25 protein-coding genes are annotated in these 26348 nt (G+C 34.1%); 8 read left to right on the top strand and 17 right to left on the bottom strand.

Annotated elements, in window-relative coordinates; genetic code table 11:
• Window positions 1–88: 88 nt before the first annotated feature.
• The 5 genes from ACT3CE_RS01280 to ACT3CE_RS01260 all read right to left on the bottom strand — a co-directional run bounded on the left by ACT3CE_RS01280 (window position 89) and on the right by ACT3CE_RS01260 (window position 6603).
• The gene (locus ACT3CE_RS01280; RefSeq protein ID WP_320118518.1) at window positions 89–547 is read right to left on the bottom strand and encodes a transcriptional repressor; all 459 of its coding nucleotides are present in this window, start codon (window positions 545–547) and stop codon (window positions 89–91) included.
• A gap of 102 nt (window positions 548–649) precedes the next feature.
• Window positions 650–2899 (bottom strand): RelA/SpoT family protein, encoded by a 2250-nt coding sequence (locus ACT3CE_RS01275; RefSeq protein ID WP_444707956.1) that lies wholly within the window; start codon window positions 2897–2899, stop codon window positions 650–652.
• 190 nt (window positions 2900–3089) lie between these two features.
• Complete coding sequence (locus ACT3CE_RS01270; RefSeq protein WP_444707955.1) at window positions 3090–4397, bottom strand: M16 family metallopeptidase; 1308 nt, start codon at window positions 4395–4397, stop codon at window positions 3090–3092.
• A gap of 2 nt (window positions 4398–4399) precedes the next feature.
• Window positions 4400–5638, bottom strand: a complete 1239-nt coding sequence (locus ACT3CE_RS01265; RefSeq protein ID WP_444707954.1) for a M16 family metallopeptidase — start codon at window positions 5636–5638, stop codon at window positions 4400–4402.
• A 2-nt stretch (window positions 5639–5640) separates the two neighbouring features.
• Window positions 5641–6603: an NAD(P)H-dependent flavin oxidoreductase gene (locus ACT3CE_RS01260; protein ID WP_444707953.1), complete on the bottom strand. Its 963-nt coding sequence runs from the start codon at window positions 6601–6603 to the stop codon at window positions 5641–5643.
• A 318-nt stretch (window positions 6604–6921) separates the two neighbouring features.
• On the opposite strand from ACT3CE_RS01260, the gene ACT3CE_RS01255 reads away from it, so the two are divergent.
• From ACT3CE_RS01255 to hutG, 3 genes are all read left to right on the top strand, one after another.
• Window positions 6922–8697: a chloride channel protein gene (locus tag ACT3CE_RS01255; protein WP_444707952.1), complete on the top strand. Its 1776-nt coding sequence runs from the start codon at window positions 6922–6924 to the stop codon at window positions 8695–8697.
• 339 nt (window positions 8698–9036) lie between these two features.
• Window positions 9037–10812: a chloride channel protein gene (locus tag ACT3CE_RS01250; protein WP_444707951.1), complete on the top strand. Its 1776-nt coding sequence runs from the start codon at window positions 9037–9039 to the stop codon at window positions 10810–10812.
• Between the two features lie 135 nt (window positions 10813–10947).
• Window positions 10948–11946 carry a formimidoylglutamase gene (gene hutG / locus ACT3CE_RS01245; protein ID WP_444707950.1) on the top strand — a complete coding sequence of 333 codons (999 nt, stop codon included), beginning with the start codon at window positions 10948–10950 and terminating at the stop codon, window positions 11944–11946.
• Between the two features lie 72 nt (window positions 11947–12018).
• Here the strand turns inward: hutG and ACT3CE_RS01240 are convergent, their stop codons facing one another.
• From ACT3CE_RS01240 to ACT3CE_RS01225, 4 genes are all read right to left on the bottom strand, one after another.
• The gene (locus ACT3CE_RS01240; RefSeq protein WP_444707949.1) at window positions 12019–12591 is read right to left on the bottom strand and encodes a hypothetical protein; all 573 of its coding nucleotides are present in this window, start codon (window positions 12589–12591) and stop codon (window positions 12019–12021) included.
• A gap of 57 nt (window positions 12592–12648) precedes the next feature.
• A complete protein-coding gene (locus tag ACT3CE_RS01235; protein WP_444707948.1) occupies window positions 12649–12885 on the bottom strand; it encodes a hypothetical protein in 237 nt (78 codons plus the stop codon).
• Window positions 12886–12955: 70 nt separating this feature from the next.
• Window positions 12956–13450, bottom strand: coding sequence for a hypothetical protein (locus ACT3CE_RS01230; RefSeq protein ID WP_444707947.1), 495 nt, complete (start codon window positions 13448–13450; stop codon window positions 12956–12958).
• Window positions 13450–13929, bottom strand: coding sequence for a hypothetical protein (locus ACT3CE_RS01225; protein WP_444707946.1), 480 nt, complete (start codon window positions 13927–13929; stop codon window positions 13450–13452). Before ACT3CE_RS01225 ends, ACT3CE_RS01230 begins: the two co-directional genes overlap by 1 nt.
• An 88-nt stretch (window positions 13930–14017) precedes the next feature.
• Between ACT3CE_RS01225 and ACT3CE_RS01220 the strand changes: the two genes are divergently transcribed.
• Window positions 14018–14314: a hypothetical protein gene (locus tag ACT3CE_RS01220; protein WP_444707945.1), complete on the top strand. Its 297-nt coding sequence runs from the start codon at window positions 14018–14020 to the stop codon at window positions 14312–14314.
• Between the two features lie 38 nt (window positions 14315–14352).
• Here the strand turns inward: ACT3CE_RS01220 and ACT3CE_RS01215 are convergent, their stop codons facing one another.
• The gene (locus ACT3CE_RS01215) at window positions 14353–14874 is read right to left on the bottom strand and encodes a hypothetical protein (protein ID WP_444707944.1); all 522 of its coding nucleotides are present in this window, start codon (window positions 14872–14874) and stop codon (window positions 14353–14355) included.
• Between the two features lie 271 nt (window positions 14875–15145).
• Between ACT3CE_RS01215 and ACT3CE_RS01210 the strand changes: the two genes are divergently transcribed.
• Window positions 15146–15889, top strand: a complete 744-nt coding sequence (locus tag ACT3CE_RS01210; RefSeq protein ID WP_444707943.1) for a hypothetical protein — start codon at window positions 15146–15148, stop codon at window positions 15887–15889.
• A gap of 440 nt (window positions 15890–16329) precedes the next feature.
• A complete protein-coding gene (locus tag ACT3CE_RS01205; RefSeq protein WP_444707942.1) occupies window positions 16330–18105 on the top strand; it encodes a chloride channel protein in 1776 nt (591 codons plus the stop codon).
• A 148-nt stretch (window positions 18106–18253) separates the two neighbouring features.
• On the opposite strand, the gene ACT3CE_RS01200 is transcribed toward ACT3CE_RS01205, so the two are convergent.
• The 3 genes from ACT3CE_RS01200 to ACT3CE_RS01190 form a co-directional block, all read right to left on the bottom strand.
• Entirely contained in the window at window positions 18254–18850 is a 597-nt protein-coding gene (locus ACT3CE_RS01200; protein WP_444707941.1) for a hypothetical protein, read from the bottom strand.
• A 134-nt stretch (window positions 18851–18984) separates the two neighbouring features.
• Window positions 18985–19488: a hypothetical protein gene (locus ACT3CE_RS01195; RefSeq protein ID WP_444707940.1), complete on the bottom strand. Its 504-nt coding sequence runs from the start codon at window positions 19486–19488 to the stop codon at window positions 18985–18987.
• A 35-nt stretch (window positions 19489–19523) separates the two neighbouring features.
• Window positions 19524–20009 carry a hypothetical protein gene (locus ACT3CE_RS01190; RefSeq protein ID WP_444707939.1) on the bottom strand — a complete coding sequence of 162 codons (486 nt, stop codon included), beginning with the start codon at window positions 20007–20009 and terminating at the stop codon, window positions 19524–19526.
• A gap of 418 nt (window positions 20010–20427) precedes the next feature.
• On the opposite strand from ACT3CE_RS01190, the gene glyA reads away from it, so the two are divergent.
• Window positions 20428–21708, top strand: coding sequence for a serine hydroxymethyltransferase (gene glyA / locus ACT3CE_RS01185; protein ID WP_444707938.1), 1281 nt, complete (start codon window positions 20428–20430; stop codon window positions 21706–21708).
• 113 nt (window positions 21709–21821) lie between these two features.
• Complete coding sequence (locus tag ACT3CE_RS01180) at window positions 21822–22592, top strand: sulfite exporter TauE/SafE family protein (RefSeq protein WP_444707937.1); 771 nt, start codon at window positions 21822–21824, stop codon at window positions 22590–22592.
• A gap of 84 nt (window positions 22593–22676) precedes the next feature.
• On the opposite strand, the gene ACT3CE_RS01175 is transcribed toward ACT3CE_RS01180, so the two are convergent.
• The 4 genes from ACT3CE_RS01175 to nhaD form a co-directional block, all read right to left on the bottom strand.
• Window positions 22677–23621, bottom strand: a complete 945-nt coding sequence (locus tag ACT3CE_RS01175; RefSeq protein ID WP_444707936.1) for a cell envelope integrity protein TolA — start codon at window positions 23619–23621, stop codon at window positions 22677–22679.
• Between the two features lies 1 nt (window position 23622).
• A complete protein-coding gene (locus ACT3CE_RS01170) occupies window positions 23623–24015 on the bottom strand; it encodes an ExbD/TolR family protein (RefSeq protein ID WP_444707935.1) in 393 nt (130 codons plus the stop codon).
• Window positions 24016–24022: 7 nt separating this feature from the next.
• Window positions 24023–24733 (bottom strand): MotA/TolQ/ExbB proton channel family protein, encoded by a 711-nt coding sequence (locus ACT3CE_RS01165; RefSeq protein ID WP_444707934.1) that lies wholly within the window; start codon window positions 24731–24733, stop codon window positions 24023–24025.
• A gap of 121 nt (window positions 24734–24854) precedes the next feature.
• Window positions 24855–26243 carry a sodium:proton antiporter NhaD gene (nhaD, locus tag ACT3CE_RS01160; RefSeq protein WP_444707933.1) on the bottom strand — a complete coding sequence of 463 codons (1389 nt, stop codon included), beginning with the start codon at window positions 26241–26243 and terminating at the stop codon, window positions 24855–24857.
• Between the last annotated feature and the right edge of the window lie 105 nt (window positions 26244–26348).

Below are 26348 nucleotides of genomic sequence, written 5' to 3'. Positions count from 1 at the left end.
AATTAGCTTGTTGATAAGTTATTAATGGGCATAAAAAAAACCTCTTAATATTAAGAGGTTTTTTTGTGTTTATGAGTTGTTTGTATGCTTATTCGTTTTCTAGTTTTCGGCATTCCTGACAAATTCCGTAAATATATAAGGAGTGATGTGATACTAAAAAGTCCATATCATCTGATACATTTTTACGAACATCATCTAGGCGAGTATCACAAAATTCAAGAACTTTTCCGCAACGAGTGCAAATTAAATGATCATGCTTATTACTATCATAAGCTTTCTCGAATTGAGCAATATTTTTTCCAAACTGATGTTTGATTACTAACTTGCAATCTAAAAGAAGATCTATTGTGTTATAGAGAGTTGCTCTACTGACACGATAGTTTTTATTTTTCATAAAAATGTATAACGATTCTATATCGAAATGACCTTCACGGGAATAAATTTCGTCTAAAATAGCATATCTTTCAGGGGTTTTTCGATGTCCCTTTTTCTGAAGATATTCTGTAAACATCTTCTTAACAATTTCTTTTGTATCCTCGCTGCTCATATTATAAAAATAACCTAAGTGTTATCTAATCTAATTTAAAATAATGGCTCTAATGTAATAATTTTTTTTAGAAAAGGATCCTTATTTAGAATAAATTTTAATTCACGAATATTCTTCAATATTTTCAATTCGTTTTACGTTATCCAGACCTTTAATCTTAATTAATTTCATAATAAGGTTGTTAAGGTCTTCAGTATTATGAACATATAGATGAATTAAGCCTTCGAAAATTCCATCGTGACTTTCAAAGTGAAGCGATCTCATATTCACATCGTGGTCTTTAGAAATGATGTTTGTAACTTCATTTACGATTCCGATTTTGTCGATTCCTGATAATTCGATAACCGCTAAGAAAGACATTAATCTGTGACTGGTCCAGTTGGCAGCTAAAATTCTATCTCCCTGACTGGACATTAACTTAATTGCATTCGGGCATTTTCTTTTGTGTATAATCACATTATTGGCCATATCTACATAACCAAGAACTTCATCACCAGGAATTGGCTTGCAGCAGGGAGCAATTCGATAAGTCTCATTTGCAGACATTTCGCTTAGTACAAGAGTTTTTTTCTTGTCTACCGATGGCTTTTGGGTGTCATCAGTTTCTTGTTCAGGAGTTTCATCATTGTTTTCAGAGTCCCCAAAAAACTGTAGTTTCCAGTATTTTATAAATTTACTTCTTGATTTTTTCTTAATAACCGATTCAACTTCGTTAATATCGATTTTGCCTAATCCTAATTTATAGTAAAGTTCTTCTTTATTGGATAGGTTGTAGTGCTCGAGCATTTTTCTAAAGGCCTTGGCATTTAATCTTAAACCTAAGTCGTCAATATGGCTTTCCAGGTTTTTAGATCCTTTTGCGGTGTATTCTTTTCGTTCCTTTTTAAAAGCAGTTTTTATTTTTGATTTGGCTTTTGCAGTAACTATAAATTCGAGCCATTCGTGTTTCGGTTTTTGTTTTTCGGAGGTTAGTATTTCAACCTGATCACCACTTTTAAGAACATGACTAAGCGGAACGAGTCTATGGTTTACTTTTGCACCAATGCATTGGTTTCCAATGTCGGTATGTATGTCGTAAGCAAAGTCGAGGCTTGTTGCGTTTTTAGGTAAGGTTTTTATATGTCCTTTGGGCGTAAATACTTGAATTTCATGAGAGAATAAGTTTAATTTAAATTCATCGAGAAAAGCCATTGCGTCGGCTTCAGGATTATCTAGTATTTCTCTTACATCTTTTAGCCATTTGTCTAATTCAGATTCACCACTACCATTTGTATTGTATTTTGAATGTACTGCAAAACCTTTTTCAGCGATGTCGTCCATTCTTTCTGTTCTAATCTGAAATTCGACCCAATTCCCAAGTGGTCCCATTGCTGTAATATGTAAAGCTTCGTAACCATTAGCTTTAGGAGTGCTTACCCAATCGCGTATGCGCTCAGGTTTGGGCTTATATATATCAGTAATTAAGGAGTAGATATTCCAACATTGGTTTTTTTCTGGAATTCCTTCCTGAGGTTTAAATACAACTCGTACGGAAATGAGATCATAAATTTCGTCGATGCTAATTTTTTGCACTTGCATTTTATTCCAAATGGAATAGATGGAGCGAGGACGATTTTTTATTGAACACTCAATATTATTTTCCTGCAATTTAGTCTGAAGAGGTGTTATTATCTTAGCAATTAATTTTTCCTGCTTTTCTTCCTGCTTTTCTATTTTTTTGCAAATGGCTTTATAGTCATCCGGATGCTCGTATTTTAAGCTGAGGTTTTCAAGTTCTGTTTTAATTCGGTTAAGTCCCATTCTGTGAGCTAAGGGAGCAAATAGAAATAAGGTTTCGCCGGCAATTTTCATTTGTTTACGCAGAGGCATTGAACTAAGCGTGCGCATATTGTGTAATCTATCTGCCATCTTAATTAGAATTACCCTAAGGTCATCCGATAAGGTGAGTAGCATTTTACGAAAGTTTTCAGCTTGCATTGATGTTTGCTTGTCGAAAACTCCTTTTATTTTAGTTAGGCCATCAACTATTTGTGAAACTTTTGCACCAAACAAATTTTCAATATCCTCAAGAGTGTATTCAGTATCTTCTACCACATCATGAAGTAAGCATGCTACAATTGATTTTGTTCCCAGTCCCATTTCCTTGGCCGCAATATGTGCGACTCCAATGGGATGCATGATATATGGCTCACCAGATCTTCGGCGCACACCTTTATGGGCTTTCCATGCAAAATGGAAAGCCTTATCAATCATTTTCTGACTTTCAGCTGCGCGACTTCTTTTACAATCTTTTAAAAGCGCTTTGTAAGCTTCAAGTATTAATTCTTTATCTCTTTCGGTCTCAATATCCATAAAAACCTTTCTGGTGAGTGTTGTTAGTAACTGATGTCTTGCCTAAAAATAGCGAAAACTAACAATTTTTTAATAGAAATAAGACTACTTATTTCTTCTTTTTTTATTAGGAAACCTTATTTTTATAGCATTTGGAACAAGAAACTGGTGGTTTTATCTCCTTAATGAATCTATTTATTGAAAAAAGATTTTATTTAATTGCTTCGTTACATGACGTTGGTCCACAAACAACTAGCTGTAAATCTTTTTCCTGAAAATATTTATTTGCTAAGTTTCTGATGTCTTGAGGTTTTATTTTCTTTATTTCTTTTATAAACCTTTGGTAATAAGAGTTATCTAAACCAAAAGGAAGATTGCCTTTCAGGCTTTCAGATAGGGCAAAAGGACTATCTAAATTGCGAAGCATTTCGCCCGAGAGATAGTTTTTAACTAATTTTATTTCCTGGTCGGAGATCAGTTCTTCTCTTAGTTTTTTGACTTCTTTAAATATCTCGGTTATGGCATCTTTGCAAACATCACTTCCGACTTCGGTTACGATTACAAAATGGCCCGCATTTAAGTACGATATCACTAGAGAGTTTATTCCGTATGTATATCCTTTATCTTCGCGGATATTTTGCATTAAGCGAGAACCAAAGTATCCACCTAAAATGAGGTTGAATAATTGAAGAGTTGTATAATCTTTGTGCGTTTTATTAAATATTGGTCTTCCTATTCGAATACATGCCTGAACAGCATCTTCTTTACAAACAAAAGTTTTTTTATCCTTGCACTTAGTTGGTGTGTGCACAGGAATATTTACTTGCTTTTTGGCAGGCCATTTATCTTCACCAAATAAATCTTCTAGTTGCTGTATTACTTCATCACTCACTTTTCCAGCTACAATAATGTGGCAGTTCTCAGGTCTGTAAAATTTTGTATAAAATTCTTTTACTGATTCTATTTTCAGCTTTTCAAACTCTTTAATGGAAAACACATTGGCATAAGGATGTTTTTGACCATAAATCAATTCATTGAATTTATCTTTAGCTAAAACATTTGTTTTTTCATGCTCAATTTGAAATTGTTGTTTCTTTTTTTGCAATACTGTTTGAAACTCTTTATCTGGAAAAGTGGAATTTTTCAGTAAGTTTTCTGTTACCTTGAGTGTTTCGTTTAGGTATTTATTTAAAGTGTAAAGACTAACACTTGCATCGTGTTTTCCTGTAGAAAAACCTATGTATGAACCATAAAAATCGAATTTTTCTGCAATTTCTGCAGCAGTATATTTGTTGGTCCCTTCGTTTAGCATGCTGTTTGTCATGCTGGCAATTAATGGAGTTTCCTGATTCCATATTCCTGCGTTAAAAATAAATTCAATTTTAAGGACATCCTGACTACCTCCGTTAAGCACATATACAGGAATGTTATTGCTTAATTTGTGCCTTTTGTGAGGCAAAATATCAAGAGTTTCAATGGTTTTGAAATTGGGTGCTGTGTTTCTATATAGTTTTTCCATTTCTATTTTTTCGCGTGATAATAAAGAACTGAACAATTCTCTTTTCTAAACAATTTTACCGATGTGTTTAGGATATCTTCAACAGTTACTTTTTGGTATTTACAAACTTCTTTATTAATATCATCTGCATCACCTAAAAGTTCGTGAGTGGCTAGGTTCATGGCTTTATTCAGATAGCTGATTTCTGAAAAAACAAGCGATGATTCAATTTTATTTTTCACTTTCTGAAGTTCATAATCAGAAACTTTTTCACTAGCAATTTTGTTCAACTCTTCCCAAATTGCAGCTTCAGCAACTTCAAATGAGATGCCCTGCATTAGTTTACCAGTAATCAAAAATAATCCGGGTTCATGATCTCCTGTAAGGTATGCATCAATAGAAGAAAACAAGTTTTTATCTTTAACTAACGCTTGATAGATTCTTGAAGATTGACCGTTGGATAATACATCAGAAACCAAATCGGTAGTATAGAATTCATTGTCGGTTCGTTTGCCCATGTGAAAAGCCATATATATGGCATCAAAAGGAACATTTCGTTCTACATGCAAACTTCTGAATTCTGTTTGTTTAGGTTCTTCGGGTAAATTTCTTTCTGCAATTTCACGCTTCTCAATCGGGCCAAACCATTTTTCTGCAAGAACCTTCACATTATCAAGATCTACATTGCCTGAGATTACTAAAATAGCATTGTTAGGCGCATAATGTTTAAAGAAAAATTCTTTTACTTCGTCGAGATGAACGGTTTCTATTTGTTCAATCGATTTTCCGATTGTAGACCATTGGTATGGATGTTTTTTATATGCCAAAGGGCGTAAATGAAGCCACACATCGCCGTAAGGCTGATTAAAATATCTCTGCTTAAACTCTTCAATTACCACATTGCGTTGTACCTCCAGGCTTTTTTCACTAAAAGCCAGACTTAGCATTCTATCGGATTCTAACCAAAAAGCGGTTTCCAAATTATCTTTTGGAACAGTAAGGTAATAGTTGGTAACATCATTACTTGTCCATGCATTATTATCTCCACCCACCAATTGCAATGGCTCATCGTAGTTTGGAATGTTTACCGAACCTCCAAACATTAAATGCTCGAATAAATGTGCGAATCCGGTGCGTTCCGGATTTTCATCTTTAGCACCAATGTTATATAAAATATTAACAGCTGCCATTGGAGTTGTTTCATCGCGATGAACAATTACTCGAAGGCCATTTTTAAGGGTAAATTTATTGAATTCAATCATTTTTAAAATTCCAGTTTTTTCATGTTCAGTATGCTTTCCTGATACTCGTTCTTAATTTCGTTCATGATTTCGCTAACCGATTGTATTTCTGTAATCATGGCCGAAACTTGTCCTATTTCCAGTTCTCCTTCATCAAGTATTCCTTCAAATATTCCTTTTTTAGCTCTTCCTTTTCCAAGAATTGTTTTCATTTCTTCGGGCGAAGCTCCTTTGCATTCTGCATTGTTAACTTGCTCAAAAAATTGATTTTTAATTAATCGGGTAGGTGCTAGTTTTTTTAGAGCCAGTTTGGTTCCGCCTTCATTTAGTTTTAGAATTGCTTCTTTAAAGTTGATATGAGCCGATGATTCTTCTGAAACAGCAAAACGGCTGCCTATTTGAACTCCATCAGCACCCAAAACCATGGCTGCAAGCATGCTTTTTCCACTTGCAATTCCTCCGGCAGCAATTAATGGTAATGAGGTCGCTTTTTGTACCGAGGGAATAAGAGCCATTGTTGTGGTTTCTTCTCTTCCGTTATGACCTCCAGCTTCAAATCCTTCTGCCACAATGGCATCAACTCCTGCATCTTCGCATTTTTCTGCAAAAAAAGCGCTTGAAACAACGTGTACAACCGTAATTCCATGTTGCTTTAAAAAAGGAGTCCATTTTTTAGGACTGCCAGCCGATGTAAAAACTATTTTCACGTCTTCCTTAATAATGATATCCATAAGCTCTTCAATTTCGGGATAAAGAAGAGGAATATTAACTCCAAATGGCTTAGAGGTAGCTGCTTTTGTTTTTTTGATATGTTCTTTAAATGTATCAGGGTGCATCGATCCGGCACCAATTAAACCTAGTCCACCACAGTTACTAACTGCACTTGCCAGTTTCCAGCCCGAACACCATACCATACCACCCTGTATTATTGGCAATTCGATATTAAATAGAGATGTGATTTTATTGTTCATTTTATATTGATTCATTTTTTAACAAGCAAAAAAGACACAAGTCTATCAGGTGATCTCTTGTGCCTTATTTAAATTATCTGATTGATTGCAAATTTAGAAAAATTCTTGATAAGATTAAGATCTCGAAGTATGAATTTAAGAATGGGCAAGATAGATAAATTGGATAATGAGTATTTTGTTCGATAGATTAGTTAACTTTATAGGTCAAAAGTAATAATGAGTGCATTTTCATAAAAGCACTTGTTTGTTAAAATAGATATTCCTTATTTTTAGGCACTGAATTGCATTGAGGGATTAACAGTTACAAACTATATTGGTTTTATATATTTAAGGGTGAAGAAAAAATCGTTATTAGGTCGTTTTTTAGTGTGGCGTTTGAAGCACATTAGTGATCGTCAGTTTATTTTATTCCTGGCGGTACTTATTGGTGTTACTGCGGGAATTGCTGCTGTTGTAATAAAGAACTCAGTACATTTAATTAGTATACTTTTACAGGATAACTCTTCTGATGAATACCAGAATTTTCTATATGTAATTTATCCAACTATAGGTATTTTAGTTGCAGTACTTTTTATAAAATATGTGATTCGTCGACCCGTTCGGCATGGTATTCCTAATGTTTTGTATGGCATTTCGAAAAGCAATGCACAAATAAACCGGCACAATATGTTTTCATCTATTGTAACATCTGCATTTACAGTTGGTTTTGGTGGATCGGTTGGTTTAGAGGGGCCAACAGTAGCTACAGGTGCAGCTTTGGGATCTAATATTGGAAAACTTTTTCATTTAAATTATAAGCACATTACTTTACTCTTAGGATGTGCATGTGCGGGAGCAATGGCTGCAATTTTTAAAGCTCCAATTGCCGCTATAGTATTTGCTTTAGAGGTAATTATGCTCGATTTAACAATGTGGTCGCTGGTACCATTATTATTGGCATCAGCATCAGCAGTTATTACATCCTATTTCTTTCTGGGGATGGATGTTCTTTACCCTTTTGAGGTTGAATATGGTTTTGACATGAAAGATTTGCCTTACTATATAGCTTTGGGAATTTTCACAGGATTAATTGCCACTTATTTTACAAAATCGTACATGTTTATACATAATGTGTTTGAAAAAATAGGAGCTACTTATCGAAAGTTAATATTTGGAGGTTTGTCGTTAGGATTAATTATTTTCTTTTTGCCATCCTTATATGGCGAAGGTTATTATGCTATTAATGCATGTCTTTCGGGCGATTATTCTTATCTGTTTAACAATTCATTTTTTTATTCTTTTAGCGATAGCTTTTGGATGTTGATTGTTTTGCTTGTTCTGGTTATATTTTTTAAAGTTATAGCTGCATCAATAACTTTTGGAGCAGGAGGAGTTGGAGGAATATTTGCACCAACCCTGTTTATGGGTGTGAATTCGGGAGTGCTATTTGCCAAAGTTGTCCAATATTTAGGTCTTCGGGATCTCGAAGTAAATAATTTTGCTTTAATTGGCATGGCTGGTATGATTGCCGGAGTTTTGCATGCTCCCTTAACCGGCTTATTTCTTATTGCGGATATATCAGGAGGTTATCAGTTATTTGTACCTTTAATGATTACTGCAACAATTTCGTATGCCACGGTAAAAACATTTGAGCCTCATTCTGTTTATACCATTCAATTAGCTAAACGTAAGGAGTTAATGACTCACGATAAAGATAAAAATGTTCTTTCTTTAATGCGAGTAACAAAATTAATTGAGAGAGATTTTAGCACAATTAATGCAGAAGCCACACTTGGCGATTTAGTTAAAGTAATAGCAAAAGCTCACCGAAATATTTTTATTGTTATTGATAAAGAGAATAATTTTGAGGGAATTGTGAAACTCGATGATATTCGTGAAATTATGTTTCAGCCGGAAAAATATGACAGTGTAAATGTACGTGAGCTAATGGTAATTCCTCAAGTTGTAATTCAACATGATGAATCGATGGCTGATGTTGCAGCTAAATATCAATATTCTGATAAATTCAACTTAGTAGTTTTAAATGAGGGTAAATATTGTGGTTGTGTTTCGCGTGCACAAATATTCTCAACTTATCGTCGACTGTTAAAACACTTTTCTGAAGATTAACAGGCAAATCACAACTTTTAAATGCTTGTCATATAAAAACAATCGTTTGCTTATTTGTGTCAGTAAATCAGTAGTTTAGTTGGTGTATTGAAAAGTTTTATAAATTTATTATAAAAAGAGTTTATCCTTTGTAATTATCTATTACTTTTGCAGTCGAATTTTGAGCAATATTTACTTTTGTTTTATCTTAAATGTTCTCAAATCAATTAAATACATAAATGTAGAGGTGTCACCTGATATTCTTATGTATTTAATTGAAGGCCGCCTGACTTTTGCAGCCATCCGACCTTTTAAATTTTAATTTATTAGAGTTTATTAAGCTAATCCTGATTCGGAATAATGAAGAATAAAAGTTTGCTTTCCCGATTTTTACTTTGGAGAGTTAAGAATATTAAAGAACGTCAGTTCGTTCTTATTTTAAGTTTTTTTGTGGGTGCTATAAGTGGTTTGGCTGCCTTAACCTTAAAAAATGCAATTCACTTTACGCATCATTTTTTAACTCATCGTTTACATGTCGATTCGGCTAATTTAATTTATCTGGCGTATCCGGCAATAGGTATTTTTCTAACACTTTTATTTGTAAAATTCTTTGTTAAGGATAATATTGGACATGGAGTTTCGCGCATACTGTATGCCATCTCGAAAAAGAATTCTCATATTAAGTCGCACAATAATTTTTCTTCGATTATTGCCAGTACATTAACTATTGGTTTTGGTGGATCGGTTGGTTCTGAGGCGCCTGTTGTATTAACGGGAGCATCAATTGGTTCTAATTTAGGGCGCATGTTTCACATGAATCAGAAAATTATCACACTAATGGTTGGATGTGGAGCTGCAGGTGCAATTGGAGGAATTTTTAAGGCTCCAATGGCTGGTATGGTATTTACTTTGGAAGTTCTGATGTTGGATTTAACTATGGCATCACTTATTCCATTGCTAATATCGTCGATTACTGGAGCAAGTGTTGCTTACTTTTTTATGGGAAAAGGATTCTTGCTTTCTTATGATGTAACAGAGCCTTTTGTAATTGGAAATTTCCCATATTATATCTTGCTGGGAGTTTTTGCCGGTTTAGTATCGCTTTACTTTACGCGCTTTTCTATGTATCTGGAATCTTTGTTCGATAAAGTGACTAATTGCTATCGTAAAATGTTGATGGGTGGTCTGGCTTTGGGGGTTTTGATCTTTCTATTTCCACCTTTGTATGGTGAAGGATATAATACTATTCAGGCTTTATTAAGCGGAAATCATGCTCAATTAGTAAACAATAGTATTTTTTATTTTTTAAAAGATAATTATTGGTTATTGTTAGGATATATGGGCTTAATCTTGTTTTTTAAGGTTATCGCATCTACTGTTACTACGGGGAGTGGAGGAGTTGGAGGTATATTTGCTCCATCTTTATTTCTTGGAGGGGTTTCTGGTTTTTTTGTAGCCCGATTTGTAAATGGATTTAATTTTGTAAATCTATCTGAAAGTAATTTTACATTAATAGGTATGGCCGGTATGATGGCTGGGGTTATGCATGCGCCACTTACTGCTATTTTCCTGATTGTGGAGATTACGGGAGGTTACGAGTTGTTTATTCCTATCATGATTACAGCTACCATAGCCTATCTTACCATTATGTATTTTGAGCCTCACTCAATTTATACTAAACGTTTGGCAAAACGTGGAGAGTTAATTACTCATAATAAAGATAAAGCTGTACTCACTTTAATGAAATTGGGTAAGGTCATCGAAACCGATTTGAAAAGAGTAGAACCGGATGCTACTTTGGGTGAACTTGTAAAGATTATTTCTCATTCGCAGCGAAATATTTTTCCGGTTGTTGATAAAGAAGAAAAATTACTGGGAATTGTTTTGTTGGATGACATAAGGCATATCATGTTTAGTCCTGAAATGTACGATGATATTTATGTGCGTAATTTAATGATTATGCCACCCGCTATATTAGATGCCAATGCACCAATGGAAAAGGTGATGCGAAGATTTGAAGAGACAGGGGCCTGGAATTTACCCGTTATTCAGGACGAAAAATATTTGGGTTTTGTATCAAAAGCAAAAATATTTAATGTTTATAGAAGAGTATTAGTTCACTTCTCAGATGAATAGTAGTTTTAGATTAGTTATATAGGTTAGATGAAAGCTTGCTCAGAATTGAGTGAGCTTTTTTCTTGACATTTGGTGATTGGGATTTGATAGTTGGACTTTTATAATAATTACCTTTGCCTTAACAAACAATTAAGCATGAACGAACACTATAAAACTATCGATTCTGAAGTTTGGAATGGAAGGATTGATGATGAGAAGGATTACGATGCTTTTCGCTGGCATCAAATTGTAAAGCCGATAAACCTTTTCGAAACGAAAGATAAATGTTTAAAAGGATTTGGTTTGCTCGGTTTTTGTTGCGACAAAGGAGTGCAGAGAAATCTTGGACGAAAAGGAACTTCGACGGCTCCCAATAGTATCCGTAAAGAAATGGTTAATTTACCATGCTCTTTTTCTCAGGAAACCAATATTTACGATTGCGGAAACATTGTTAGCAAGGGAGCTGAGCTGGAAGATTTGCAGGAAATATTAGCTAGTGCAGTTTATAAAATGCTAAAACTCGAATTGTTTCCAATTATTTTAGGTGGTGGTCATGAAATAGCTTATGGCCATTATTTGGGAATTGAGCGATATTTATCGGAGCAGAAAAATGAAAATTTAGGAATTTTTAATTTGGATGCTCATTTCGATATGCGACCCTATAAAAACGGTCCTAGTTCGGGTACTATGTTTGCACAAATTGCCGATAGGTGTGAGACTCAGAGCAAAGAATTTAACTATATGGTTGCTGGTATTCAGCAGTATGGTAATACGGTTAGTTTGTTTAAAAAGGCAGATAAATTGAACGTGAAATACTTAATGGCAAGAGATATTTCTAGAGATACTATGTTTTCGGTAGGACAGGATATTGTTCGTTTTACAAAGAAACAAAGTAAGATTTATCTTACACTATGTTCCGATGTAATTTCATCGGCCTATGCGCCGGGCGTGAGTGCGCCTCAGCCATTTGGCTTGCATCCCGAAATAATTTTAAAACTGATAAAAACCCTTATTCAATCGGGTAAAGTTATGAGTTTCGATATTGCCGAAGTTTCGCCTCGTTTCGATGAAGATAATCGTACTTCAAAACTAGCTGCTATTATTGTTTTTGCGGTGATCAACTCGGTGGTGGAGTTTGGTGGTGCTTCGGATTGAAAAATGTAAGGCTGCCAAAATTGACAGCCTTACTATTTTAATAAAATATAATTTACTACTTACTCTAATTATTTAATGAAAAAATAGTTTATTGTTCTGCAATACTTTCCATTTCCCATCAAGTTTTCTCAAGTAGACTATTTCTGGTGTATATTCATATGGTTTTTGAATAACCCTTGCTTTTGTTAATTCTTTGTTTAACGTTATTGTTCTAATAGGATCTATAGGTGCAAATTCTCCATAATCATAAGAATAATTTAAGCACTTATTTGAAATGAGTTTCTGCATATGCCTGTTAAAAGGAGCATTCCAATGATAATATCTATACCAAACCCCAATATGATTTTCAACCCGACCTAGGGCATTAGAATTATCGTTTCTAATTGCTTTAACAATACTATCAAATATAGTAGAGTTGTTATGATCTATAAATAGTATTTTTCCTTTAAGCTTAGGTTTAAATATTATTTCTTTAAAATTTACAGAAAATGAACATGAATTTATAGAATCTACAATTTTAATTTTTAATCTACTGTCGTAAAAAAGAAATTTTAGTGAATCTGCAATTTTTGCAACGGGATCGCTAATACGATTACATTCTTTTAGTATTTGCTCTTCAGTCAATGCAATTCCGTTTTTATCCAATTTTGTAAAGATTTCTACATGATCAGAAGCATCATTCCTATTTTCATAAGGATAAGGCTATAGTAGTTCTATTATTTCCTGAATAGCTTTAAGTGTATCATTCGATAATGATGTAAATTCACTATTCTTATGCCATTCTTCAAAAAAGGATTTAGAATATATTCGCCTATAATCAATATTCTTTTCTGTTTCATTTTGAGCATGAGTAGTAAACGAACCAAATAAGAAGCATATTAATAAAAAAGCAAGTGTATGTTTAAACTTTATCATATTAGTCGCAATCTTTTTCCACATAAAAACATTATTTAAGAAATAATTCAGGCAAGGTTTTTACTCTCTTACCTGAATTAAAATATTGAACACTTTATTCAATATCAATGTCAACATGTCCTACATGAACCTGATGCAGTAAAACAGAATCACTCTTGGTGCAATCTAGTTCATCCTTGAAGAGTATATAATAGTAAGAATCTCTACTATTCTTATACAGTTCTTTGTAAATCATATTTAAACTCTTCTGCTCTGCTACCCATTCCATATTAATTAATTGGTAACCTTTAAGTTGTTTTTTATCTATTCTCCATTTTGTTTTTTCAACACTGATATTCATGTTATAATCATTAGGAACTAGCTCAATAAAGTTAAAAAATGCTGGCGGACTTTGAGTGTAATATTTACAGCTTATTTTTATATCAAACCTATTGCTATTTTTTATTGGAGTTCGATATTCATATTCTTTCATATTCTTATCAATTAAAAATAATACAGTATCAGTTTGGCTGTTTTGTGCATAACTTACTGTTTGATAAGCTATTGTAAGAACAAATACTGTGATTTTATAATATAATCTTGAATTCATTATTGACAATTTTCTTTGGTTAAGTATTGATATATTTCATTTTGTGAATTACATTTCTTTAGATTTTCGGGATTGCTAATATACTCGCTCCAAGCATCAGTTTTTTTCAGTCCACCCCATGTTAAAGATTCATAAATATAATCAACACCGTGCCAATCTGGCAAATCCGAAAAGAAATTTATGAGCCTATTATAGTTTGGGTCAGCTTCAAAATAAGTATTAAGCCCTTCTTTCATGCAAGTCCTATATTTATCAGCCATATAATTGTGTTGAGATTCATTATCTTCATCACTAATTTTATATTTTTTCTCGTATTCAGCAAAATCTTTTGCAAAATCAGGTTCTGGAGCTAATCCATTGTGAATATCCTCTCCGTAAAGTTTACCATATATGTAAGCATGAAAACATTCATGAAGAATTGTACGTGCTATTTCAAGTGAAGATTCATTTAACCTATCTTCACTAACATATACATACATTCTATCTGTATTAGGATCAAAAATACATTTGCCATTTGGTACTGGCTTACCTCTATAATCAGTATTACTTACATAAAAGGTTAAATTAATGGTACTTGTACTAAGATTAAAGCCCTTAAGTAATTTATTTAAAATAGAATTACTACCTCCTGCTTCCAGTTTATCTTTTACGCAATCGGCTTACGTATCGGTCCAACTGTCATCTTCCGTAACTGGTGGATTCGGGTTAGGATTCGGGTCTTTTGTGCCATTTTCACCGCCACCTCCATTGGCTGGGGTAGGAGTATTTGGCACGGAGCCACCCCCGGTTAGGTTGGTAGACCATGCACCTCTGTCACTTTCAAAATCGACACTAGCCGAAGAAGAACAGTTTGACTCCTGTTAGTACATATAAGGATCGCTTGTAGTACCGGAAAAATAAAATCAGCATTCTATCACTACTGTTCTGGCAGTTTTGGTGTTACTGTTAAGATTATCTTCGTCTAGTTTTGTATAAAAATCGGTATTGCTTTGCGGCAGGTTAAGTTTTAATTCAAAAAACTGGATAAGATGTTTGGTTGTTTCATACGAAATATCATCGGCATCGTTCAGTAACAGGTAATAATCCAAATGGTTGTTATCGCAAGTGAAAAAATAGAGAGGACTAATTGCCTGTTCGTCAGTATCGAGAATGGGAACAATTAGGGTAGAGGCACTTTCCACTCCATAACTTTCGCAAATATCCCATTGCGGAATACCAAAGATTTCAACAAATAGCTTTGTAAATTCAGTAGAATCGTTAACCTCTTGCAGATAGTCGATAATAAACTCTTTAAAAGGATCTTCGGATTGGGTATGTTCAAAAAATGAATTATTGTTATCATTTAAATCTAAATACTCTGTGTCTTCGTTGCTGCAAGACCAAACCAGCAGCAAAACTGCTGCAAATAATAATACTTTTTTCATAATTTTTTGTGATTTAATTAATATGGTCAACCTTTTATTCTGGTTATTGACAAAAGGTAACCCTGCACATTTCATGTTTAAAAACACATAATATGTTTAAATGTTTCAATTAACACTTTAACTTGTAGTAAATCATAAAAATATTATATGTTGGTTTAATAAAATGAACAATTATAGCATATTGTTTTGCAAATTTGATTTACATTTAATAAATTAACGTTTCTAAAATTAACCTTTGTGATTAATAATCAAACCCATAAAACCCAAAGTGATGAGTAATCAGGAAAATTACGAAGCAATAAAAGAACAACTACTGTTAATTTTAAAAAACGATGTTACCAAACCGGGTATGCCTGTAGATACTTTTGTACAGGAGGCAGAGAACAAATATTATTATGCTTCTCAAGATAAAGACAAGCTTATTGCTGCCGGATTAAATGTGGATTATGTAGATACATTACCTGTTAGAATTGGAGCATTGCGTCATGCGCAGTCGGAATGGAAAAAGGAATCGGAAAGCAAAACCGAAGCTGCCAAAGAGTGGAAATTACTTTCTGAAGAAGCAATGGCTTTGCACCGTGTGTTAATACACGATTTTAAATTTGCTTATCGTAACGAGGAAGATCTAAAAAAAGTGGTGGACGATATTGCTGAGGGAAGTGGATATGATGACATGGTTCAGGATTTTAGTGATTTGCATTCGGTTGGCACAGCAAATCCTCAGGCATTACTCAACATTGGTTTTGATAATGCGAAACTGGAAAAAGCTTTGGAGTTTGCCAATACCCTGGGGCCTTTGCTAAGTGCCATTAACGGCGAACGAGATGAAAACGATAAGCCTACAAAAGAAATGAGAGATCGTGCCTATGTTTACTTGAAAGAGGCAGTTGATAAAATCTGTGAATTTGGTAAATATGTATTCTGGGAGAATGAGGAGCGATTGGAGAAATATTCGTCGGCATATTTTCGCAAACTAAGAGAAGAGCGTGAGGAGCAAGAAGAAAAAATTAACTAGTTACCAGTATCAATAAAACCTACAAGTGTAAGCCTGGTTGTATTTATGCAATCAGGCTTTTTTTGAAAAAACCTCTGTAAGCCCTGCGCAGGCTAGGAAAAAATGCGCAGCGCGGATAAAAAGTCCGCAGCGAGGATGAAAATTAGTGCAGCGTTCTGTTTTTAGGCGCAGCATAGGTGTTTTTGCCGCTGCACGGCTTAAAAATGTGTAGGCATGGCATGATTTGCCGCAGCGGAGCTTAAAAATCCGCAGATTTAGCTAAAAAGTTCGCAGCGCATGATATTCTGCCGCAGCACCTCAAAAAAGCACGAAGGCCAGTATACTTTTTGCGCAGCGTGATTTAATAATAAGAAGGCTTAGCAAATACTGAAAATGTAAATACTTTTTCACTTTTTTATTCATCATCAAATAATTAAATTAGGAGTTCTAACTCGAACCCTATGGCAAAAACTACTCGCTGGCGCAGATTTTTAATTTGGAGACTCCGCCATATCAACAATCAAAATTTCATGCTTATTTTAAGTGTGTTTGTTGGCATTGCTGCGGGAATTACTGCACTAATTTTAAAAACAGCTGTTTATCACGGGCGTGAATTTTTATTGGATGGAATAGAATGGACGTATCAGAACTATTTGTTCTTTCTGTATCCAATGATTGGTTTAGGGGTGACCCTTATTTTTAAAAAATATATTATTCGTGACTTCGTAAAGCACAATATCACTTCCCTGCTTCAGGCAATCTCCAAGCGGAATAGCATTGTTAAATTTCATAAAACCTACTCATCGGTTATTGGATCTATTATAACTGCCGGATTTGGCGGAAGTATTGGTCTGGAGTCTCCTATTATATCGTCGGGGGCGGCAATTGGGTCGAATGTAGCGCGTAATTTTAATCTTAATTACAAAGAAATTACGGTGATGTTAGCTTGTGGTGCATCGGGTGCCATTGCGGCAATTTTTAATACCCCAATTGCCGCAATTGTTTTTGCTTTAGAGGTTTTACTAATCGATTTATCACGATTCTCATTAATTCCGTTGTTAATGGCATCGGTAAGTGGAGCCATTACCACTAAATTATTCTTAGATGAGAATATTTTAATAGAGTTTGCCATTACTTCTCCTTTTGTAGTATCTGATATTCCTTTTTTTATATTGTTGGGAATTCTATCTGGTTTAACTTCGGTTTATTTTACACGCATGTTTTTGTGGATTGAGAATAAATTTGAGCAAATTAAATTACTCAGAAACAAAATGTTAATTGGGGGCTTAATTTTAGGGATTTTAATTTTTTACTTTCCAGCTTTATATGGTGAGGGTTATAATATGGTAAAAGCTCTAATTGGAGGTCGTTTAAACGAAGTTTTTCATTCAAGTTTATTCGAAAATTATACCCATGTTTGGTTTATGGTAATTATTTTTATTGGAGCAATGGTGTTCTTAAAAGTAATAGCTACATCTATAACATTGGGAGCTGGTGGAGTGGGAGGAATATTTGCACCCTCGGTTTTTACCGGGGCCATGCTTGGTTTTGTGTTCGTTTATACATTTAACTATTTTGAGTTAGGAGATCCTCTTGATGCGAATAACTACACTTTGGTTGGAATGGCAAGTGTGTTAGGAGGAGTGCTACAGGCGCCCTTAACCGGAATTTTTCTAATTGCCGAAATAACCAGTGGATACGAATTAATTGTTCCGTTAATGTTATCGACTACCATATCGTATATTACGGTTAAAAGTATTCAGGGCGAATCGATAATAACAATTCAGCTGGCTAAAAAGGGGGAGTTAATTACACACAATAAAGATAGAGCAGTACTTACTTTTATGCAGTTATCGCAGGTTATCGAAAAAGATCTAAAGAGTATTAATGAAAATGCAAATTTAGAAGATTTAGTAAAAGTAATTTCTAAATCGAAGCGAAATATTTATCCGGTTTTAACACAGGAAAACTATCTGGTTGGTGTGGTTTTATTAGACGATGTGCGCGAAATAATGTTTAACACCGAAATGTATTCAACGCCTATTAGTAATTTAATGATAATGCCTCCGGCTTCGATATCTTATAAGGATACCATGGAAATAGTACTTAAAAAATTTACTGAAACCGGAGCCTGGAATTTACCTGTAATTAGCAAGGGAAAGTATGTAGGTTTTGTTTCTAAATCGAAACTTTTTACTGCTTACCGTCAGTATTTGGTTAAGATTACAGCAGATTAATTTTATGAACTATCAGGAAAAATAAGACTGATTTAATTGTAGAACTTATCTCTTTTGCAGTAAGTATTTCGAAGCATAAAAAAGCCTGACTCGTTGAACTGTCAGGCTGTTTATGAATTATATTTAAAAAATCGAATCGATCTTCGTATTATATGTCTACCGTATTACTTTGCTTTGCTTCGTGTTTACGGTATATCGAATCTCTTTGTTGATAATATTCTTTTCTTTGTTCTAGAAACTCATGTCGGAGGGAATCTAGTTCTTTTTGCATTTTACTATTGTGCTGATGTCTTACGTTTTTTCGCGACTCTAACATTTCTTCCAACTCTTTAAAAAAATCATTTTTGCTGGAGTCTTGCGAGAAAAAATCTCTCCTGAAAAATTGTGGATTAAAAAAGTCCTTGTCAAAAAAATCATCGGAGAAAAATGGGTGTCGAAATACCTTATTATTAGAGCTGTCTCTGTGAAAAAATTGCTCCATTTGTTCCTGCATTTTCTTTCTCATTTTATACATGTCTGAGAAATTGTGGAAAATAGAGTCTGGCAGAAATTGATGTGTACTGTCCGAAGACCATGAATAAACGTAGGTAGAATCGTAGCGAATTAAATTACCATCTTTGTCGTATTCTCTTTTTACATCAATATTTTTTTTGGGTAGGTTTTCTTTTTTTGTAGTTTGACTGAATACTGATGCAGATATTAGTAAAATACAGAATGATAGCACAAATTTATTTAGATGTTTCATAATAAATAAGTTTAATGTTTTTTGCATCATAAATTTACAAAACATCTTGTTTTATCAGCGTTAAAATATTTTAAAAAGTATTAAAAAAGCTGCTCGTTTGGGAGCAGCTTTAAAATGTATTTTCGGAAAATAAATTATTCCATGTGTTTTAAATTCATGGCATATAATATCACAAATATAACAGTTACTACACCAGTCATGATTGCAGTCATCATGGCTGCATTAAAATCAATTAATACAAGAGGAACCAAAATCCAGAAAAGATTCGCGAAAGTATATAGGTAAAATCCATTCTTTTTTAGTTTGAACATTAAAAATACACCTAAAAGACTAAGAAGTGCAAAAAGTGTATTTGCTCCTGTAATTTGTCCTAGATTTTGAGATGTTTTTTCTAAAGTTATTAGGCCATTTTCAACGCCATTGTATGCAAAACCAGAGTCAATTCCTGCATCAGATAGATTTTCCTTAGTTTCTTCCCACTTTTCCATTTGTGCAGGATAGCTCGATTCGAAAGTGAAATAATTAACAATAGTGCTTCCTAAAAGAAGCCCACTACCAATAAAAGACAGAATACAGAGTACGGTTAAAAAAGTTGGTCTTTTTTTAGGCAATTCTACAGTAGTTACATTTTCTTCCATAATTAAATAGTTTTATAGGGTAAGTAATAAGTTTATTAATTCATTTTTTTAAGATTGATAGCATAAAGGGCAATGAACAGGATTGTAAACACACTAGAGAATAAAATTCCAATATTAACAATAAAATTAAAACCAAGAAATATTACCGGAGCAAATAAAAGTATTGCCTGAGCAATAGTATAAATGTAAAATCCTGATTTTTTTAACTGAAACATTAAAATTGCACCAGTTAAGCTAGCTGCATAAAGTACAAATTGAATTAATGAGATTTCAAATAAGTGTTCAATTGCTTTTTGTCCTATTTCTAAAGCTTGTTCAACAAATTCTCTCAAAAAAGGTTCTTCGGGCAGGTTTTCTCTGGCCATTTCAAAGAATTCAGTATTCATAAAATTTTTAATGGGCGAAATAATCATTCCCATTATATTATTTAAAACACCAAATCCACTTCCTATAAATGTAAGAATACACAATACGCTTAGTAATCCTGGTCTTTGTTTTGGGTTTGTTTCAACAATTTCCATTGGTATAAGTTTAAGATTCAGGGTAAAATCACAAAGATAAATTTACAATAAACAAAACAAGTATGAAAATGATATAAGCCTAATTAGATTTTCGACTAAAATAGCTGGTTAAGAACAGTTTTTTACCTGATAATCTTAAATAAGAATAGAAATGCTTTTAGTAAATTTGACTGACAAAAAAATAGATGCTTTATAAATATTTGTTTAAGGGTGAATTAAGCTGAAAATAATTTTTTTAATATCTTGATTTGTCTAATTTTGATGCTGCACTTTAGGAATAGAACAATAGATAAAATATTGCGGTGCATCATCTTTTCAAGGGGGAACAAAATTCAGTAAACATGGGATTTTTTCCCTTTAAAAACACTAACAAATCATTAAATCATCTCGAGTAAAATCGGGGAAAAGACAAACAACAATGGAAAGAGACATCCAAATTTTCGACCTTATTGACCAGGAATACCTACGTCAAAAAAATGGTATTGAGTTAATTGCATCAGAAAACTTCGTAAGTCAGCAAGTTATGGACGCAATGGGATCATGCCTAACCAATAAATATGCCGAGGGTTATCCTGGTAAACGTTACTATGGCGGTTGCCAAATTGTTGATCAAACCGAGCAGTTGGCTATCGATAGAGCTTGTGAGTTATTCGGAGCAGAATATGCAAATGTTCAGCCTCACTCGGGAGCTCAGGCAAATGCAGCAGTGTTTTATGCTTGCATGAAGCCAGGTGATACTTTTTTAGGACTTGATTTATCTCATGGAGGACACTTATCGCATGGGTCTCCTGTAAATTTATCAGGTAATTTTTACAATCCAATTGCTTATCATGTAAAGGAAGAAACAGGAACAGTTGATTACGATGAATTGGAACAATTGGCAATTGAGCATAAGCCAAAAATGATTGTGGCTGGAGCTTCGGCTTATTCTCGTGATTGGGATTTTCCACGCTTGCGTGAGATTGCTGATAAAGTAGGATGTTTGCTTATGGCAGATATTGCTCACCCAGCAGGTTTAATTGCTAAAGGATTGTTAAGTGATCCGGTACCTTATTGTCATATTGTTACTACAACTACTCATAAAACACTTCGTGGACCTCGTGGAGGTTTGATTATTATGGGTAAAGATTTCGAGAATCCATGGGGACAAAAAACTCCTAAAGGAGCTATTAAAATGATGTCTCAGGTATTGAATTTTGCAGTATTCCCAGGACAGCAAGGTGGTCCTTTAGAGCATGTTATTGCTGCCAAAGCTGTTGCTTTTGGAGAGGCTTTAACCGATTCTTATAAAGAGTATGCTATTCAGATGCAGAAAAATGCCAAGGTAATGGCTGAAGAGTTTGTGAATCTTGGATACAAAGTAATTTCTGGTGGAACAGATAACCATTCAATGCTTATTGATTTGCGTTCTAAATTTCCTGAGATTACAGGTAAGAAAGTGGAAAATGTATTGGTTCAGGCTGATATTACAATCAATAAAAATATGGTTCCATTCGATTCACGTTCACCATTTTCAACTTCGGGGTTACGTGTAGGAACTCCAGCGGTTACAACTCGTGGATTAAAAGAGGAAGATATGCCAGTAATTGTTCAGATGATTGATGAGGTGATCTCGAACATTGAAAACGAAGAAGTAATTGCTTCGGTTCGTTCTCGTGTAAACGAAATGATGTGTGAGCGTCCGATGTTTGCCTGGTAGATAAAATATAGTAACATAATTTTGAGAGGCTGTCTTTTTAGATGGCCTCTTTGTTTTGTAACATATTGTGATACAATTTTTATCTGTAGTTTAGGATCATAAAATTTTAGACTATGGAATGGTATTATTATTTATTGGTTGTGCTGGTTGGTGTTTTTGCCGGTTTTTTGAATACTTTGGCTGGTAGCGGATCTGTTATTAGTTTAGCTATGTTAATGTTTATGGGTTTACCTGCTAATGTGGCTAATGGAACCAATAGAATAGCTATTTTATTACAAAATGTTGTTGGTGTTTCGAGTTTTAAAAAGCAAAAGGTATTTTCTTTTAAGGAGGGAATATGGCTGGCATTGCCAGCAATTATAGGCTCGGTTGTAGGTGCGAGTTTGGCGGTAGAAATTAACGAAGAAATTATGGAGAAAACCATTGGAGGTTTATTGGTTTTTCTTTTTTTTATTGTGCTATATAAACCCGATGCCTGGATAAAAGGTCAGGCAGGTTTGGTGCGTTCAAAACCTAGTATATTACAAGTTGTAATTTTCTTTTTTATTGGAATTTATGGTGGCTTTATACAAGCAGGAGTTGGCTTCTTTCTTTTATCAGGATTGGTTTTGGGTGCTGGTTTCGATTTGGTTAAAGCGAATGCTATTAAGGTATTTGTGATTTTATTATATACCCCATTTGCTTTAGGTGTTTTTATTATGAACGGACAAATTGACTATAAAATTGGATTTATTTTGGCTGCTGGTAATATGATTGGAGCCTATATTGCTGCAAATTTTGCAGTTAGTTGGGGTGCTAAATTTGTACGTTATATTTTACTTGGCGTAATTGTTTTTGCCTCGCTTAAATTTATTGGAGTGTACGAAATGATTGGCTTGATTTAGAGTCATGTAAAAAGATTAAAGTTTCAAATCTCAAATTCCAAAAAATTATGCTTTGGAATTGTAGACCTCTTAAGTTTGCACTAATTAATTTAACTGAAAATTATAAGTTATGCTTCCTTTCTGATATGCAGGAGCATTGTTATCTGAATTAAATTTCGCTTTTAATGCAGCCTTTTTAGCAGCTTCAAATAAAGAAGAATTACTGGTTGTGGATCCTGGCATTCCAGGTCGGGCATTCACAACTTTTCCATTTTTATCTACAGTAATTTCAACAACAACTTTTCCACCTTCCTGTAAATTGTACTGTGGTTTAGGAATAGATAGAGAACTTCGTCCTTGTAAGTCGTAAGAAATACCTTTATTGCCCAAACCTGTTCCACTGTAATTGTCAGAATTTGGAGATCCTGTGGGTGCTCCCTGATTGCCAGAGGAGTTTGTTACACCTTGAGAACTGTTCGATGAAGTTCCTTGGCCGAACACATTTTTTGCTTTGTTATTTATGGCATCTATTTTAGCTTGACGTTCTGCTTCTGCTTTGCGTTTTCGTTCAATTTCGACTAGTCTTTGTCTTTCGGCTTCGGCTTCTTTTTGTTTTCTTAGTTCTTCCTGTTGTTTTTTTTCTCTTTCGATTTTGGCTAAGCGATCTTTTTCTGCTTTATTTTTTCGAATTTTTTCTTCAGCAGCTTTCTTTTTGGCAATTTCTTCGGCCGAAGGAAGTTCCGGAGCATCTTCGGTATCTTGAGTTAAGACTTTTTCCTGAACTTCGTTTGCAACTGGTTTTGCTTTTGCAGATATTGGTTCAGGAATAGATGCTGGGGGAGCAGAAGCAATTTTTTTCTGAGCTTTTGCAGGAGCAGGATCTTGTTTTCCAGTTCCCTGGTTCGAATTTCCAAAATTTACAAGAATACCTTGCTCTTCGGGTAAAGGAAGAGGTGTGTGAAATCCAAGAATATACAAAAGCGCAATTAATCCTATGTGGAAAAAAAGTGTTCCTGCAAGTCCAACTCTCTTGTTTTTGGAATCTGCCATATTACTTAGCTCTTGTTGCTAAAATTAGTTTGTATTTATTGTCTTTCGCTATGTTCATTACCTTAACAACTTGTTCCATAGGAACCGATTTATCGACATGAAGCGAAATAGTTGGGTCTTCTTCTCTTGCTAATTTTCTTTGCAATTTATTTTCGAGCTGAGAAAAAGGAACAGGAGTAGTTTCTAGGAAGAAATTTAAATTTTTATCGATAGAAACTGTTGTTATTGGCTTTGCTGCAGTCTGATTACTGCTTTTAGGTAATAGAAGTTTTAGTGCATTCGGACTAATTAATGTGGATGTTACCATGAAAAATATCAGCAACAAAAACACAATATCAGTCATTGAAGACATACTGAAACTTGCATTTACCTTATTTCTGGTTTTTAGTGCCATCTGCTGATTACTTAATAGGTTCGTTTAGTAAATCCATAAATTCGGTTGTGGTAGCTTCCATATTGAAAACGACTTTTTCTACTTTGGCAACCAAAATATTGTATGCAAAGTAAGCTATAATACCAACGGTAAGTCCCGCTACAGTTGTAACCATTGCTGTATAAATACCATTCGAAAGTAAAGCAACATCAATATTATTCCCGGCATTCGACATGTCATAAAAAGCCTGAATCATACCCATAACAGTTCCCAAGAAACCAATCATTGGGGCAGCACCTGCAACAGTAGCAAGAGTTGGTAGGTTTTTTTCCAGTTTAGAAACTTCCAGATTACCGATATTTTCAATTGCTGCATTTACATCGTTTAACGGACGACCAATGCGTTTAATTCCTTTGGATATCATTCTAGAAACTGGAGTATTTTTCGACTGACATAATGCCAATGCTGAATCTATTTTTCCTTCGTGAATGTAATCTTTTATGCGATTCATAAAATTAGAATCCGCTTTAGTTGCTTTTCGGATAGCGAAATATCTTTCTCCAAAAATATAAATTGCGATAATCGAAAGTGCGAAGATAGGAATCATGATCCATCCTCCTTTAAATGCTAAATCAACAAAATTTAAGGTGATTTGGGTCGCTTCGGCTCCTTGATTTTCAATAGGTAATTCATTTTGGGCAATATCTTGTATGCCGGTAATAATCGAAAGGTAGTTCATGCTTCTGTTTTCTAATTTAATCTAATACATAAAAAAACGAGATATAATAAAGAATATTATATCTCGCTAAATTAATATTATTGTTTTTTATTCTCCATACAAAATATGGGAAAATATTATTTTAATGCAATAACATTGCCTGAAGGAAGTAAACTCCTGCTCCGGAAAGGTATCCGATAAAGGCAAGAAGAGTAATTTTCTTTAGGTACCAGATAAAATCAATTTTTTCCATTCCCATAGCAGCAACACCGGCAGCAGAACCAATAATTAACATTGATCCTCCTGTACCAGCACAATATGCTAGGAATTCCCAGAATAAACCATCCTGAACAAAGTTAGAAGCATAACCAACAGCCTGAGCACCTTCGATAGGATACATACCCATTGCAGCAGCTACTAAAGGTACATTATCAACAACTGATGATAATACACCAATGATAAGGTTAATTATATAGATATCGTGAACATTTTTATCTAACCATGAGGCTAAAATGTCTAAATGGCCTGCCGATTGCATACTCGATACGGCAGTAAGAATACCCAGGAAGAAAAGTACTGTAGGAACATCAACTTTCTTTAAAACGCCAGTTACATTTAAGCGGCTTTTAAACTCGTGTCCCTTGTTTTTGTGCATAATTTCGGTAACAACCCACATAACACCCAGTCCGAGAAGCATACCTAAATAAGGAGGTAAATGAGTGGTTGTTTTAAATACCGGTACAAAAAGTAAAGATGCAACACCTAAACAGAGAATGAATAACTGCTCTTTATGTGTTGTATATTCTTTAGTATCTCCATTGGATAACTGAGGGCGTTTTACCTGACCTTTAAGATAAGTACTTACAATAATAAGAGGAACAATCATAGTAAATAAACTAGGAAGGATTACTCGTGTAATAATATTAATTGTGGTTACTTGTCCTCCAATCCAGAGCATAATCGTTGTTACGTCGCCAATTGGAGACCATGCCCCACCAGCATTAGCAGCTAATACTACCATAGATGCAAAAAACCAGCGATCTTTCTGATCATCGATTAATTTACGAATTAAGGCCACAATTACAATGGTAGTTGTAAGGTTATCCAGAGCTGCCGACATAAAGAAAGTTAAGATACTAAGAACCCAAAGTAATTTTACTTTGTTGGTGGTTTTAATTTTGTCGGTAATGATTTTAAATCCTTGATGCTGATCTACAATTTCTACAATAGTCATCGCTCCTAAAAGGAAGAATAGAATTGTTGAAATTTCGGCAAGGTGATGGTAAACTTCATGATGAGTAATGAAGTGCAGCATACCTTCAACATTATCTACTCCAGGATTGTGAGCTGCATATTCGTTCCAGGCTCTACTAACACCCGAGGAAAGAATATCAACTCCACCGAACACGTAGATAGTCCAGGTTAAAACTCCAATTAAAAGCGCCGAAGCTGCTTTGTCAATTTTTAGTGGATGTTCCAAAGCAATTGCTATATAGCCCAGAACAAAAACTACAACCATTAATGCAAACATAATAATAGATTATTTATTAGGTGAATTTATTTTCTTATTGATAAAATGTGAATATACTAATATTTGCTTTTTAAAATCAGATGACAATTAAATAAAAAATTCTAT

The organism is Marinifilum sp. RC60d5, assembly GCF_052400665.1.
Classification (GTDB): domain Bacteria; phylum Bacteroidota; class Bacteroidia; order Bacteroidales; family Marinifilaceae; genus JBQTGK01.
This window is presented reverse-complemented; position numbering and strand designations above follow the sequence as displayed.